This is a genomic window from Baekduia soli (genome assembly GCF_007970665.1).
GTDB lineage: Bacteria > Actinomycetota > Thermoleophilia > Solirubrobacterales > Solirubrobacteraceae > Baekduia > Baekduia soli.
In genome coordinates this window covers 3,033,007-3,047,173 of the sequence record NZ_CP042430.1, presented here as the reverse complement: position 1 = coordinate 3,047,173, position 14,167 = coordinate 3,033,007, and the positions used below count along the sequence as shown (strand labels likewise).

The 14,167-nt window shown below is 74.1% G+C and carries 13 protein-coding genes; 4 read left to right on the top strand and 9 right to left on the bottom strand.

Features of this window, described 5'->3' with window-relative positions; genetic code table 11:
- Positions 1–23 precede the first annotated feature (23 nt).
- Positions 24–215, bottom strand: coding sequence for a 50S ribosomal protein L28 (rpmB, locus tag FSW04_RS14445; protein WP_146920436.1), 192 nt, complete (start codon positions 213–215; stop codon positions 24–26).
- Between the two features lie 117 nt (positions 216–332).
- On the opposite strand from rpmB, the gene FSW04_RS14440 reads away from it, so the two are divergent.
- A complete protein-coding gene (locus FSW04_RS14440; RefSeq protein ID WP_228431283.1) occupies positions 333–1,925 on the top strand; it encodes a serine/threonine-protein kinase in 1,593 nt (530 codons plus the stop codon).
- 10 nt (positions 1,926–1,935) lie between these two features.
- Here the strand turns inward: FSW04_RS14440 and FSW04_RS14435 are convergent, their stop codons facing one another.
- The 8 genes from FSW04_RS14435 to FSW04_RS14400 all read right to left on the bottom strand — a co-directional run bounded on the left by FSW04_RS14435 (position 1,936) and on the right by FSW04_RS14400 (position 10,843).
- The gene (locus FSW04_RS14435; RefSeq protein WP_146920431.1) at positions 1,936–2,289 is read right to left on the bottom strand and encodes a hypothetical protein; all 354 of its coding nucleotides are present in this window, start codon (positions 2,287–2,289) and stop codon (positions 1,936–1,938) included.
- 43 nt (positions 2,290–2,332) lie between these two features.
- Positions 2,333–2,764, bottom strand: coding sequence for a 6,7-dimethyl-8-ribityllumazine synthase (gene ribH / locus FSW04_RS14430; protein WP_146920429.1), 432 nt, complete (start codon positions 2,762–2,764; stop codon positions 2,333–2,335).
- On the bottom strand, positions 2,761–3,984 hold the full coding sequence (locus FSW04_RS14425) for a bifunctional 3,4-dihydroxy-2-butanone-4-phosphate synthase/GTP cyclohydrolase II (RefSeq protein ID WP_407652987.1): 1,224 nt from the start codon (positions 3,982–3,984) through the stop codon (positions 2,761–2,763). Before FSW04_RS14425 ends, ribH begins: the two co-directional genes overlap by 4 nt.
- Before the next feature lie 77 nt (positions 3,985–4,061).
- Positions 4,062–4,721, bottom strand: coding sequence for a riboflavin synthase (locus tag FSW04_RS14420; RefSeq protein WP_146920427.1), 660 nt, complete (start codon positions 4,719–4,721; stop codon positions 4,062–4,064).
- Between the two features lie 4 nt (positions 4,722–4,725).
- Entirely contained in the window at positions 4,726–5,856 is a 1,131-nt protein-coding gene (ribD, locus tag FSW04_RS14415; protein WP_146920425.1) for a bifunctional diaminohydroxyphosphoribosylaminopyrimidine deaminase/5-amino-6-(5-phosphoribosylamino)uracil reductase RibD, read from the bottom strand.
- A 170-nt stretch (positions 5,857–6,026) separates the two neighbouring features.
- Positions 6,027–7,847, bottom strand: coding sequence for an ArnT family glycosyltransferase (locus FSW04_RS14410; protein WP_146920423.1), 1,821 nt, complete (start codon positions 7,845–7,847; stop codon positions 6,027–6,029).
- Entirely contained in the window at positions 7,834–9,357 is a 1,524-nt protein-coding gene (locus FSW04_RS14405; RefSeq protein ID WP_146920421.1) for a hypothetical protein, read from the bottom strand. Before FSW04_RS14405 ends, FSW04_RS14410 begins: the two co-directional genes overlap by 14 nt.
- Complete coding sequence (locus FSW04_RS14400) at positions 9,344–10,843, bottom strand: hypothetical protein (protein WP_146920419.1); 1,500 nt, start codon at positions 10,841–10,843, stop codon at positions 9,344–9,346. The genes FSW04_RS14405 and FSW04_RS14400 overlap by 14 nt, the downstream gene beginning before the upstream one ends.
- Before the next feature lie 152 nt (positions 10,844–10,995).
- Between FSW04_RS14400 and FSW04_RS14395 the strand changes: the two genes are divergently transcribed.
- Genes FSW04_RS14395 through FSW04_RS14385 form a run of 3 tightly spaced genes read left to right on the top strand, consistent with a single transcriptional unit; the run spans position 10,996 to position 14,007 of the window.
- On the top strand, positions 10,996–12,054 hold the full coding sequence (locus FSW04_RS14395; protein ID WP_146920417.1) for a glycosyltransferase family 2 protein: 1,059 nt from the start codon (positions 10,996–10,998) through the stop codon (positions 12,052–12,054).
- Positions 12,051–12,680, top strand: coding sequence for a class I SAM-dependent methyltransferase (locus FSW04_RS14390; protein WP_146920415.1), 630 nt, complete (start codon positions 12,051–12,053; stop codon positions 12,678–12,680). The genes FSW04_RS14395 and FSW04_RS14390 overlap by 4 nt, the downstream gene beginning before the upstream one ends.
- Positions 12,673–14,007 carry a lipopolysaccharide biosynthesis protein gene (locus tag FSW04_RS14385; protein ID WP_146920414.1) on the top strand — a complete coding sequence of 445 codons (1,335 nt, stop codon included), beginning with the start codon at positions 12,673–12,675 and terminating at the stop codon, positions 14,005–14,007. Before FSW04_RS14390 ends, FSW04_RS14385 begins: the two co-directional genes overlap by 8 nt.
- The last annotated feature ends 160 nt before the right edge of the window (positions 14,008–14,167 follow it).

Sequence of the window (14,167 nt, the reverse complement as noted above, 5' to 3'; positions counted from 1 at the left end):
GCGCACGGGCGCCGGCGGAGGGGCTAGACGGCCTTGGTGACCTTGCCGGCCTTGAGGCAGCGGGTGCAGACGTACACGCGGCGCGGCGCCGCGCCGACGAGGATCCGCACCTTCTGGAGGTTGGGATCGAACCGGCGCTTGGTGGCCCGCATGGAGTGGCTGCGGCTCTGACCGAACGCGGGGCCCTTCCCGCAGCTGTGGCATACCTTCGACATTCGGCCGCGCAGTGTAGCGGCCGCGGCACCCGGGGAGCGCTGCGGTGGCCCGGGCCGGCCGACGGCCCGACCCACGGCCGGTGTAGCCGGTCCTGGCCTAGGGTAGTCCGCGTGACGATGTCCGGCCTGCAGACGCACGTCGCCCTGCCGGATCGCTATCGCGTCGAGCGCCATCTGGCCAACGGCGGGATGGCGTCGGTGTGGGCGGCGCGAGACGAGGTGCTGGAGCGCGTGGTGGCCGTCAAGGTCCTCGCCCCCGGCTACGCCGCCGACCCCGCGGCGCGGCGGCGATTCACCCGCGAGGCGCGCGCCGCCGCGCGGGTCTCCGACCACCCGCACGTCGTGACGATCTACGACATCGGTGAGAGCACCGACGCGGTGCCGCAGGCCTTCATCGTCATGGAGCTGCTGGCCGGCGGGACCGTCGCCGACCGGCTGCGGACCGGCGGGCCGGTGCCCACGGCGCTGGCGCTGCGCTGGCTCGACGAGGCCGGCCAGGCGCTGGACGCCGCGCACGCCGCCGACATCGTCCACCGCGACGTCAAGCCCGGCAACCTGCTGCTCGACGAGGCCCAGCGCCTGGCGGTCGGCGACTTCGGCATCGCGTCGCTGGCCGGCTCGACCCAGGTCACGCAGGCCGGGCAGGTGCTGGGGACCGCGGCCTACCTGTCGCCCGAGCAGGCCCGGGGCCACGCCGCGACGCCGGCCAGCGACCGCTACAGCCTCGCGGTCGTCGCCTACGAGCTGCTGTGCGGGCACCGGCCGTTCGGCGGCGAGACCCCCATGGCCCAGGCCCGCGCCCATGTCGAGGCCGAGCCGCCGACGCCCACCGGCCCCTGCGAGGCCGCCGCCGCGGTGCTGCGCCACGGGCTGTCCAAGGACCCCGCGCAGCGCCCGGCCAGCGCCGCGGACTTCGTCGCGCGGCTGCGCGACGTCCTCGGCGTCCGGGCGCCGGGCATGTCGCGCTTCGCGCGCTCGGAGCCCGTCACGGCGCCCACGGTCAGCCGGGCCCCGGCCCCGCCCGCGCCGCCCCCGCCGCACGCGCGGGCGCCGGAGGAGGACCGCACCCGGGTCCCGCCCGGGCCCGTGGCGCGGCCGCGCCGGCGCCGGGGCGCGGCGATCGCGGGCGTGGCGGCGCTCTGCATCGCCGGCGGGACCGCGGCGGCGCTCATCGGCGACGAGGGCAACCAGGGCGGCTCGGGCACCGCCGGCAGCCCGACGGTCCGGCGCTCCTCCGCCCAGCGCTCCTCGGGCGCCGCGGTGCGCGCCCCGGCGACCACCGCGGCCCCCGCCGCAAGCACCCCCGCCGCGACGACGGCGGCCCCGGCGACCACCGCACCGGCGCCGGCGACCGACGGCCGCAGCGCCGCCGAGCTCAACAACGCCGGCTACGCGATGCTGCCGGGCGACCCCGCGGGAGCGCTGCCGCTGCTGCAGCGGGCCGCCGACGCGTTCCGGGCCTCCGGCGACCACAGCAGCACCGACTACGCCTACAACCTCTACAACCTCGGCTGGGCCCTGCGCCTGTCGGGCCGCCCGGCCGAGGCCATCCCGCTGCTGCAGGAGCGCCTGCGCATCAGCAACGACCAGCGCGGCACCGTCGAGAAGGAGCTGCGCACCGCGCAGCGGCTGGCCGGCCAGGACCCCGCGGGGACGCCGCCGGGCCGCGCGAAGGGCAAGGGCAAGGACGGCAAGGGCGCCGCGGGCTGAGCCGCGGCCGTCAGTCGCCCGGCGGGGGCCCGGCGGGGCGGGCCGGGACGCCCGGGCGCGTGGGGGCGTGCTCGGGACGCCGGCCCGGGCGCGGGTAGCCGTCGCCGATGCGGCCGGGCTTGCGCAGCCGCACCGCGCTGGGCGCCGCGTCGGGCAGCAGGGGGCCGCCGACGCGCACGCCGCCGTCGCCGGGATCGGGCGTCGTCGGCCCCTCGGGACCGCCACCGCCGCCACCGTCGTCGTCACGCGGCCAGAGCGCGCGCCAGTCGATGTTCTCGCCGTCGACGAGCGTCCAGATCAGGACCCCCGCGCCCACCAGGTGGGCGAGCACCGTGATGCCGATCGCGACGATCTCCAGGGTCACCGGCCAAGCCTACCGCCGACCGCCACCGCCGGGCGCCGAGCCGTCAGCCCGCGGTGGCCAAGCGCTGCTTGACGGCCAGCAGCGCGAGGACGGCCTCGGCGGCGTGCCGGCCGGAGTCGCGCTTGTCGCCGCCCGAGCGCGCCAGCGCCTGGTGCAGCGTGTCGACGGTCAGCACGCCGAACGAGCACGGCACCCCGGTCTCCAGCTGCACGGTCTGGATCCCGCGGGCGGCCTCGCCGCAGACGTAGTCGTAATGCGAGGTCTCGCCGCGGATGACCGCGCCGAGGCAGACGACGGCGGCGTAGCGGCCCGACTCGGCCGCGAGCTTGGCGGCCATCGGCAGCTCGTAGGCGCCGGGCACGTCGAAGGTCTCGAGGTCGGTGATGCCCGACTCGGCCAGGACGGCCCGCGCCCCGGCCTCCAGCCGCTCGGCCAGGTCCTCGTAGAACCGCGCGACGACGAGCGCGATCCTCACCGCTCGCCCTCCTCGCGGGCCCGGTCCTCGGCGTGCTCGCTGGCCAGCAGCTCCTCGTCCAGCGGGAGCCCCTGGTGGTGCAGCGTGTGGCCCATGCGCTCGGCCTTCGTGCGCAGGTAGGCCTCGTTGTGCGGGTTGGGCGCGTGCTCGATCGGCACCTGGGCGCTGACGCTGAGCCCGTAACCCTGCAGGCCATGGATCTTCTTGGGGTTGTTGGTCAGGATCCGGATCGACGTCAGCCCGAGGTCGACGAGGATCTGGGCCCCGATGCCGTAGTCGCGCAGGTCGGCGGGCAGCCCGAGCTTGAGGTTGGCGTCGACGGTGTCGAAGCCCTCCTCCTGGAGCTTGTAGGCCTTGAGCTTGTTGAGCAGGCCGATGCCCCGGCCCTCCTGGGCCAGGTAGAGCAGCACGCCCTCGCCCTCGCGCTCGATCATCGCCAGCGCGGACTCCAGCTGCTCGCCGCAGTCGCAGCGCAGCGAGTGGAACACGTCGCCGGTCAGACACTCCGAGTGCACGCGCACGAGCACGTCGGTGCGGCCCGCGACATCGCCCTTGACCATCGCGACGTGGTGCTTGTCGTCGACGAGCGAGCGGTAGCCGTAGACGGTGAACTCGCCGAAGCCGGTCGGCATCGCCGTCGACACGACGCGCTCGACGAGCTTGTCGTGGCGGCGCCGGTAGGCGATGAGGTCGGCGATGGTGATCATCCGCAGGCCGTGCTTGTGGCAGTAGGCGGCCAGGTCGCCGACGCGGGCCATCGACCCGTCCTCGTTCTGGATCTCGCAGATCACGCCGGCGGGCGTGAGCCCGGCCAGGCGCGCCAGGTCCACGGAGGCCTCCGTGTGGCCCGTTCGCTCCAGGACGCCGCCGTCGCGTGCCTTCAGCGGGTGCACGTGACCCGGGACGACGATGTCGGCGCGGCCCTTGGCCGGGTCGACCGCGGTGCGCATCGTGTGCGCCTGGTCGGCGGTGCTGATGCCGGTCGTGACGCCCTCGCGCGCCTCGATGGTCACCGTGAAGGGCGTCTCGTGCGCCGACTCGTTCTTGAGCGCCATGAGCTCGAGCCCGAGCTCGTCGCAGCGCTCGGCGGTCAGCGTGAGGCAGATCCACCCGCCGGCCTGGCGGGTCATGAAGTTCACCGCGTCGGCGGTCACGAACTCGGCGGCCATGACGAGGTCGCCCTCGTTCTCGCGGTCCTCGTCGTCGACGACGACGACCATGCGCCCGGCGGCGATGTCCTCCAGCGCCTCCTCGACGGACGCGAAGACGATCTCGTCGCGGGCCTGGGTCTGCGGCTTCACGCCCGGTCCCCCGGCTGCGCGCGCAGGTGGCGCTCCACGAGGTCCTGGACCTGCGAGGACATGACCGCGCTGACCTGCTTCTCAAGGTATTTGGCCACCACGTCGACCTCCAGGTTCACGGTGTGCTCGGCGGCGGCGCCGGTCAGGGCGCCCAGGTTGGTGCGCTGCAGGGTCTCGGGGATGAGCGAGACGTCGAACGTCTCGTCGTCGACCCGCGCGACCGTCAGGCTGACGCCGTCGACCGCGATCGAGCCCTTCTCCACGACATAGCGCAGCAGCTCGGCGGGCGCGCACACCGTCACGAGGCGGGCGAAGCCGTCCTCGCGCACGGCGGCGATCGTCCCCACGCCGTCGACGTGGCCCTGCATGATGTGGCCGCCCAGGCGCCCGTCGGCGCGCAGGGCGAGCTCGAGGTTGACGGCCGAGCCGGGCGCGACGCCGGCCAGCGACGATCGCCGCAGCGTCTCGTGCATGACGTCGAAGCGCAGCCGGCCGTCCGCGACGCCGGTGGCGGTGAGGCAGACCCCGTTGACCGCGACGCTGTCGCCCTCGCCGACCTGGCCGGCCAGCGCGGTGTCGACGGTCAACACCGTGCCGCCGTCGCCGGCCTCGACGCCCACGACGGTGCCCAGGTCCTCGACGAGTCCGGTGAACACGACCTCACCACTCCCGCAGGCGGGCGCTGACGAGGATGTCGTCGGCCACACGCTCGCAGTCGAGGGTGAGGGCGCGCAGCGCCTCGGAGATCCGCTCGACGCCCTCGCCCTCCAGCGGGTCGCGGGCCTTGCTGCCGCCGAGCAGCAGCGGGGCGAGGAAGAGCCGGACCTCGTCGATCTCGCCGGCGTCCAGGAAGGCGCCGGCCAGGTGCGGGCCGCCCTCGAGCAGGATGGCGGCGACGCCGCGCTCGCCGAGCTGGTCCAGCGCCGAGCGCACGCGGCCGGGCTCGTTCTGGCCCGTGGCGACGATGACATCGGCGCCGGCGGTCTCCAGCGCGTCGGTGGCGGAGCGGTGCGCGGCGCGGGAGACGACGACGGTCAGCGGGACGGTGTGCACCTCGGCGACGAGCTTGGAGTCCAGCGGCAGGCGGGCGGTCGCGTCGAAGATGACGCGCCGGGGCTGGCGCAGCGGCGGCCCGTCGGAGTCGTCGATGCGCGCGGTGAGCTGGGGGTCGTCGGCCAGGGCGGTGCCGATGCCCACCGCGACGGCGTCGACCGACGCGCGCCAGCGGTGCGCGAGGGCGCGGCTGGTGTCCGAGGAGATCCACTTGGAGTCGCCGGTGCGGGTGGCGACCTTGCCGTCGAGGGTCATCGCCGACTTGAAGAGGACCCACGGCCGGCCGGTGCGGGCCAGCTTGCGGAAGGCCTGGTTGGAGAGGCGCGCGCGGGCGGCCAGCTCGCCGCCGGCGACGTCGACGGTCACGCCCTCGTCGCGCAGGATCCCGAGGCCGCGCCCGGAGGCCTTGATCGTCGGGTCGTCGGCGGCCACGACGACGCGGCTGATGCCGGCGGCGAGGATCGCGTCGGTGCACGGCGGGGTCTTGCCCTGGTGGCAGCACGGCTCGAGCGAGACGTAGATCGTGGCTCCGGTGAGGTCGGCGCCGTCGCAGTCGGCGATCGCGTTGACCTCGGCGTGGGCCCCCCCGTACTCGGCGTGCCAGCCCTCCCCCAGCACGACACCGTCCTTGACGACGACGGCGCCCACGACCGGGTTGGGATGCACGCGGCCGCGCCCACGGCCCGCGAGGTCGATGGCCCGGGTGAGGAACTGGTGGTCGGTGTCGGTCCGCTGCACCGCGATGCAGGATACGAGGGTGGCGCCGGCGCCCGCCTGGACGCCCGCGGGGACGTCGGGGCAGGTGGCGCGCCGCGCCGCGGGACGCTGGGTCGAATCCGGTGTCCATACGACACCCGGATCGACCCACGGTGGGTCCGGGGCGCCTGGGGCTCCGGAGACGCCTTCCCTCAGCCCCCCGCGCAGCGCCCGCCGCGCAGGTGGTAGATCCACATCGTGGGGCCCGGGCGGTGGTAGGCCAGCGGGTAGAAGTCGAAGGACCAGTCGAAGTTGAAGTCCACGGGACCGGCGCCCTTGCGGTAGGGCGAGGCCACGTAGGCGGTGTCGGCGCGGCGCTCGAGCTCGCGGTAGTAGGCCAGGGCCTGGGGCACGGAGTCGGGCTCGACCTCGGCACGGCCGCGCTGCGTGGATCCCACGACGACCCAGCAGTAGCCGGCCTTCTCGTAGACGTCCACGAGCCCGGGGTACAGCGTGCGCTCGTAGTCCTCGATGTTGACGATGCGCCCCGGCCCCGGAAGCTGGGAGCCGTCGTTGGCGATGTTCGAGCGGCTCGTGGGGTACTTGACCCAGCGGTTGCCGTTCTGGGTCAGCGGGGACGGGCGGCCGATGTCCTGCGCCCAGCCGTCGGGCACCACGGGCTCGACGACGACCTTCGTCTTGGGCGGCACGTGCGCGACGAACCAGTCACGGGCCATGTTGCGGGTGTCGGCGCGCGACAGCACCTGCCCGCTGTGCAGGGAGGCGACGAGCCCCTGGCCGCACAGCAGGATGGCAGCCAGCGCGAGCATCGTCGGCGCCAGGACCGGCCGCCGGCGACCGACGGCGATCGCGATCCGCAGCAGCGCGTAGGCGGCCAACAGGCAGATCATCGGGAAGACCGGCATGAGCCAGCGGCCGAAGAAGCGCGCCTGCGTGCCCATGAACACCAGGAACAGGACGGGACCGGGCACGAGCACGACGGCCAGGCGGCGGGAGTCCTTGGCCACGAGGACGACGCCGACGGCGGCGCCGATCGCCGGGACCCACCCGAGCCCCCAGGTCAGCGTCCACAGGTAGTAGGCCAGCCCGTTGTCCTCGGTGAGGCCGAGCTTGCCCAGCGCGTCGTCGGCCACCGTGGACTGGTGGTTGAGCCCGTCGAAGAACGCGACGTGGTCCAGCAGCGCGTAGGGGTTGGCGATCAGGAACGCGACCAGCGCGCAGATCCCCGCGACGACCAGGCCGCGCGCGGCCGAGGCACGCGCGCCCGGGACGCCCCGCAGCAGCAACGCCCCGGCGGCCGCCCCCACGAGCGGCAGCAGCGCGATCCCGCCCGTGTACTTCGTGGCGCACGCCAGGCCCAGCCCGGCGCCGGCGAGCACGTAGTCGCGCAGCCGCCCGCCGTGCACGATGCCCGCCGTGCCGTACAGCGACAGGCAGATCGGCGCGAGCGTCGGCACGTCGTTGAGCGCCAGGTGCGAGTAGAAGACCGGCAGGAACGCCACGGCCAGCAGCGCGGCCGACAGGAACCCCACGCGGCGATCGGCGAACAGCCGCGCCCCGGCCAGGTACAGGAGCCACACCGAGAGCGTCCCGAACGCCGCCGCGACCAGGCGCGCCACCAGGAAGACCTGGGTCGGGTCGCGGGCGAAGACCTCCGAGACCCCGGCACGACCGCCGAACCACACCGCGAACACGACGTGCAGCACGTAGGTGTAGGCGGGCGGGTTGACGAAGTAGTCCGGATTCCACCCGTGCCCGAACAGGCCGATGGCCTTCGGCACGAAGTGGGCGTTCTCGTCGGCGTTGTAGGCGTAGGGCAGACCCTGCTTGGCGCCCCACACGCGCAGCGCGAGGCTGCCCGCCAGCAGCGCGAGCACCGCCAGGCCCCAGCCCAGCCGGGTCCGGCGCGCCGCGCCCCGGCCCGCGTCGTCGCCCCCCGGCGCCTCGGCGTCGGTGCCCGCCTCGTCGGCCGTGGTCAGGCCGGCCCGGCCGCCGGCATCAACAGCGGACATAGACCGAGTAGTAGTCGTTGAACGCGAGGCGGCTGAAGCCGCTCATCGGGATGTCGTTGAAGACGTCGTCGCTCTTGTCGACCAGCGCCTGGCGCAGCAGCGCCGCGCGGTCGACCACGTAGAGCGCCACCCCGCGCTGGATGCGCGTGCGCGCAGCCGGGTCGGCGCGCGCGAGGACCCCGCCCGCGCCGGCGCCGAGGACCCAGCGCGAGTCGGGGACGAGCTTGTGCGACGGCGTCGAGAGCGGGCCGCAGCGGTGCAGCGCCGCGCGCACCCGCGGCTGGTCGAGCAGCCGCACGAGCGCGTGGTGGGAGTCGCCGCGCAGCTTGAGCTCGCTGTCGAAGACGCGCAGGTTGACCCGCGTGGCCGTGAAGACGACGCCGTAGACGACGATGAGCCCGGCGGCCACCGCCCAGACCTTGCGGATGATCAGGTCCTCGCGCAGCATCGTCCAGCCCGCCAGCGACACGGCCGCGAAGACCATGACCATGAGCGTGGGCACGAGCAGGTAGCGATCGATGACCGACAGGCCGGCGATCCCCACGAGCACGAACGTGCCGGTGCCGATGAGCCACAGGACCGTCGGCATGACCACCCGCCGCGGGGCCAGCCACAGCGCGACGACGAAGCCGGCGATCGCCGCGTAGATGACCGGGGCCTTGGCCAGGCTGTAGAAGAACCGCTTCATCGCGGACGGCACCTCGGACAGGCCCTTGGTCCGCCCGAGCTCGTCCGCCAGGCCGCTCGTGTGCTGCAGGGAGAAGAACGGGTGGCCGGTGACGATGAAGTCCACCGCGACCCAGACGACCGGGCCGATCGCCGCGACCGCCGCGTAGCGCGTCCAGCGCCGCACGCGCTGGGCCGCGGAGGCCGCGCCGAGCTCGCCGGAGGCCATCCACAGGAAGTAGAGCCCGATGAGGATCCAGGCCTCCGGGCGCAGCAGGCCGGCGCAGGCCAGCAGGACCCAGACGATGCCGCCGCGGCGCGGGCGCTCGAGCTCGAAGGCCGCGGCCCACACGACGAAGACCAGGTACGGGATGTCGATGTAGGCGCGGGCGGCCAGGAACGGGAAGTCGAAGCGGGTGCAGAGGATCCCCGCCGCGGCCAGGCCCACGAGCGGCGTGAACGCCCGGCGTGCGAGCCGGTAGACCCCGGCGCACAGCACCACGAACGACGCCTCGGTGCAGAAGACCATGACCCGGTCGCCGCCGCGCCCCAGCAGCGACAGCGCGGCGCCGAACGCGATGGCCAGCGGGTGCTCGGTCGGCGTGCGGTAGACGTCGAAGCTGGGAAGGTGGCCGTGCAGGATCTCCCGGCCCCAGAGCATGGAGTAGTAGCTGTCGTAGTTCGGATAGGTCGGGTAGACCAGGAACCCGACGAACGTGGCCGTGGCCAGCACGAGCAGCGCGATCGCCGGCCACGGCAGCCCCGCCAGGCGGGAGCGCCACGTGGCCGCACCGGCCGGACGGCCGGGGGGGACGGGCGCGGTGGCGAGGTCAGCAGGTGGCATAGGCGGCGAAATGCGGCGTCCGGTCGATGAGCACGGCGCCCGGTCCGGGCACCTGGATCCGGGGATCGTCGTGCACGGTGGAGACGAACGGGCCGTACGTCGAGTTGCTGAGCATGTCCGGGCCCGTCACGAAGACCTGCACCCCGTGCTGCCGGCGGCCGAAGTCCGGCAGCGCGCTGCGGGCCAGCACCTCGTCGGCGTCGGCGTGCAGGAGCCACCGGGTGTCGGGGATGAGCTTGTGGTTGGGGACGCTGATGGGACCGCAGCGGCGGGCCAGCGTGAACGCCGGGGTCGTGATGAGCCGCCCGAGCTCGTCGCGCAGCTCGCGCCGGGTGCGCAGCTCACGGTCGATGTAGCCCGGATGCAGGTGCGTCGCGGTGAAGCCGGCCCCGCCGACGGCGACCAGCACGGCCGCCGCGATCCACGGCCGCCGCGCCCGGTGGCGGGCCGGCAGCAGGCTCCAGCCCGCCACCGCGAAGCCCGCGAAGACGAGCAGCCCCAGCGCGGTGGCCGCGAGATAGCGGTCGATGACCGACAGGCCCGCGACGGCGATCGCGCCGTAGGTCAGCACGCCCGAGGCGGTGAGCGCCAGCGGCACGAGCGCGCGGCGCCGGGCGAAGAGCAGCGCCAGGGCGAGACCGAGCAGGGCGCCCGCCAGCACGGGCCACTTCAGGATCTCCGACAGGGAGTGCACGAGCAGGCTCGGCGCCTGGCTCGCGGGCCGCGTGCGCTCGAGGTCGGCGGCCAGCGAGCTCGTATGGCGCAGGGAGAAGAGCGCGTCACCGGTCGCGGCGAGGTCGGTCAGCACCCACAGCACCGGGGCCACCGCGACGTAGGCCGCGGTCCGCACGCGGCGCGCCAGGGGCTGGGCCGGGCAGGCGCACCAGAGCCAGTAGGCGCCGCCCAGGAGCCAGGCCTCGGGCCGCAGCAGCCCCGCGCAGGCCAGCAGGACCCAGACGACCCCGCCGCGCCGCGGGCGCTCGGCGATGAGCGCCGCCGACCACGCCACGAGCGCCAGATAGGGGATGTCGATGTAGCCGCGGGCGGCCAGGAACGGGTAGTCCAGACGGCTGAGCACGAGCAGCCCGGCGATCGCGCCGACCCACGGCGTGAACGCCATGCGCCCGAGCCGGTAGACCCCCGCCACCAGCGCGCAGAACGCGACGATGGTCAGGCCCAGCCACACGCGGGAGGCGGTGTCGCCCAGCAGCGACAGCACGGCGCCGGCGGCCACGGCCAGCGGGTGCTCGGTCGGCGCGCGGTAGGCGTCGAAGCTCGGCAGCTGCCCGTCGAGCACCTCGCGGCCCCACAGGAGGCTGTAGGCCGAGTCGTAGTTGGGGTAGGTGGGGTACACCACGAACCCGATGGCCGCCCCGATGCAGAGCACGGCGAAGCCCACCCGCGCCCAAACGCGGGACGGCGCGGCGCGCAGCCGCGCGAGCAGGCCGTGCTCACGGCGCGGCGGGGTGAGCGTCGCGCTCTCCATGCTGGGTCGGGATCCGGCACCCCTGGGCCACGCCGGGCGGGTGGCTCCGCGACCGACGGTACCCTCTGAGATACTCGGACCGCGAGTGTACGGCACGCATCAGTCGCTCCGCGGCAGGCTGCCCCGCCCCACGCGCCGTCCGAGGCCCTCCCATGAAGCTCTTCATCCAGATCCCCTGCCTCAACGAGGAGGAGACGCTGCCGGCGACGCTGGCCGACCTCCCCCGCGAGATCGAGGGCTTCGACTCCGTCGAGGTGCTCGTCATCGACGACGGCTCCACGGACCGCACGATCGAGGTCGCGCGGGCCAACGGCGTCGACCACATCGTCAAGCTGACGAACAACAAGGGCTTGGCCGCCGGCTTCCAGGCCGGGCTGGACGCCTGCCTCAAGCTCGGCGCCGACGTCATCGTCAACACCGACGCCGACAACCAGTACAACGGCCACGACATCCCCAAGCTGGTCGTGCCGATCCTCGAGGGCCGCGCCGACATGGTCGTCGGCGACCGCGAGACCGACACCATCGAGCACTTCTCGCCGCTGAAGAAGCGCCTGCAGAAGCTCGGCTCGTGGGTCGTGCGCCGCGCATCGGAGACCGACCTGCCCGACACGACCTCGGGCTTCCGCGCCTACAACCGCGAGGCCGCGATCCAGATGGCGGTCGTCTCCAAGTACACCTACACGCTCGAGACGATCATCCAGGCCGGCAAGCTGCTGGTGGCCACCGACCACGTCGCGATCGGGACCAACCCGAAGACGCGCGAGTCGCGCCTGTTCCCGTCGATGAGCTCCTACGTGCGGCGCAACGCCGTGGCCATCCTGCGCATCTACGCGCAGTACGAGCCGCTGCGCGTCTTCACGACCGCCGCGCTGCTGCTCTTCATCCTGGCGCTCATCCCCTTCGGTCGCTTCGTCTGGGCCTACGTCGACGGCGAGGGCGCGGGCCACGTCCAGTCGCTCATCTTCGGCGCGGTGCTCTTCAACGCGGCGGTCATGGTCGGGGCGCTGGGCGTCATCGGCGATCTGCTGCTCAGCCAGCGCATCATGGCCCAGCGCATCTTCGAGCGCGTGCGCCGCATCGAGCTGCAGCTCGGCGTCCCGCCGAGCCACTACGAGCCGGGCCAGCCCGGCGCCGGCCCGGACCATCCCGCCGCCACCACCGGGGCCAAGGCCGCCGGCCGCACCGAAGACCGCGAGGCACTCAAGCTATGAGCTCAGGCGTCACCGTCGACCGCGAGGGCACGGTCACCGGCAACACGTACGACAAGTACGGCTCGACCAATCCCGTCGTCCGCCGTCTCATGGCCAACTTCGAGGCCACGCTGGAGGAGCTGTTCACGCTCGCCGCGCCCGAGAGCATCCTCGACGTCGGCTGCGGCGAGGGCGTGCTGACCCACCGGTGGGCCCAGAAGCCCGGCGTCCGGCGGATCGTCGGCCTCGACCTCGACGACCCGCTGCTGCACGAGGCCTGGAAGGGCCGCCAGCACCCCAACCTCGAGTACCGGGTCATGAAGGCCGAGAACCTGCCCTTCGCCGACGGCGAGTTCGAGGTCGCCACGGCCATCGAGGTCCTCGAGCACGTTCCGGACCCCGAGCACACCGTCGCCGAGATGGCCCGCTGCGCCTCCGGGCACCTGCTCGTCAGCGTCCCGCGCGAGCCGCTGTGGCGCGGGCTGAACCTCGCCCGCGGCGCCTACCTCAAGGAGCTGGGCAACACGCCCGGCCACGTCAACCACTGGTCCAAGCGCTCGTTCGTGGAGCTGTTGAGCCGCCACGGCAGCGTCGTGCAGGCACGCTCGCCGTTCCCGTGGACCATGCTGCTCGTCAAGCTTGGCTGAGGCCTCCCAGGACGGCGCGAGCCGCTCGTTCGGCAGCGGCGCCCGCATCCTGAGCATCGGGATCGCGGCGACCGGGCTCTTCACGTTCGCCTACTTCTCGGTCGCCCGCCACGTCCTGGAGGACGACGCCTACGGCCGTGTCTCGACGCTGTGGGCCGTGCTCTTCGTCGTCATGTCGGTGATCTACCGGCCCGTCGAGCAGCTCCTCTCGCGCACCATCGCCGACCGCCGCGCCCGCGGCTCGGCCGGCGGCCACCCGCTGCGCGTCCCCGCCCTCATTCAGCTCGCCTTCGCCGCGACGTTCCTCGTCGTGGCCCTGGCGCTGCGCGGCCCGATCCAGGACGGCCTGTTCGACGGCGAGTCCTCGCTGTACTGGGTGCTCGTCGGCGCCGCCCTGGCCTACGCCGCCAGCTACTTCGCCCGCGGCTACTTCGCCGGGCACCAGTGGTTCGGCCTCTACGGCGGGCTCGTGCTGTTCGAGTCGCTCTCGCGCTTCGCCTTCCCCGTGGCCGTCGCGGTGGGCATCAGCACCGGCGAGACCGCCGTCGCGCTGGGCATCGTCGCCGCGCCGCTGGCCTCGCTGTGCGTCATCCCGTGGGCGCTGGGCCGCCACGAGGCGGGCGCCGCCGCCGCCCAGGACGTGCCGCGCGCCCGCGGCGACATGCGCCAGGGCGCGGGCTTCGCGGGCTCCGTCGCGCTCATCCAGCTCGGCGAGCAGACGCTGCTCAACGCCGCTGTGCTGCTCGTGCCCGACTCCGGGAAGGCCGGCGTCGTGTTCAGCGCGCTGCTCATCGCCCGCGCGCCGCTGCAGCTCTTCCAGGCCGTGCAGACCTCCTTGCTGCCCCACCTCGCCGGCCTGGAGGCCACGGAGGGCCACGCGGCGTTCGCGCGGGCCATCCGCCAGACGATCCTCGTCATCGTCGCCTTCGCGGGCGCGGTCGCGGTCGGGCTGCTGGCGATCGGCCCGTGGGTCATGGACGTCCTGTTCCCCTCCGACCAGGGCTACGGCCGCCTGGGCCTGGCCGTCATCGCCGTCGGCATGGGCCTGCACCTGGCAGCGGGCACGCTCAACCAGGCCGCGCTGGCCCGCGGGCGCGCCCACCAGGCCGCCGCGGCGTGGATCGTCGCCGCGCTGGCCTTCGTGGTCTGGATGGTCCTGCCGATCGTCGGCGACGAGCTCGCCCGGGCCGAGGTCGGCTACGCCGGCGGCGCGGGCCTGCTGTGCGCGCTGCTGTGGACCCTGTACCGGCGCCCCGGCCTCGGGCCCGACCCCGTGCCCGACGACGCCGAGGTCGAGACGGCGGCTGCCCCGACGCCGATCGGGTAGCGCGCCCTCGACGGCCGGCGAGCGCACGACGATCCACGACCTCCTGCAGGCGGCCACGCTGCAGGGCCTGGGCTTCGCCGGCGCCACCGACCTGGCCGGAGGCTTCGAGGCCTGGCGGGCGACCGGGCTGCCGGTCGACCCGGCCTGAGGCGCGGCCGGG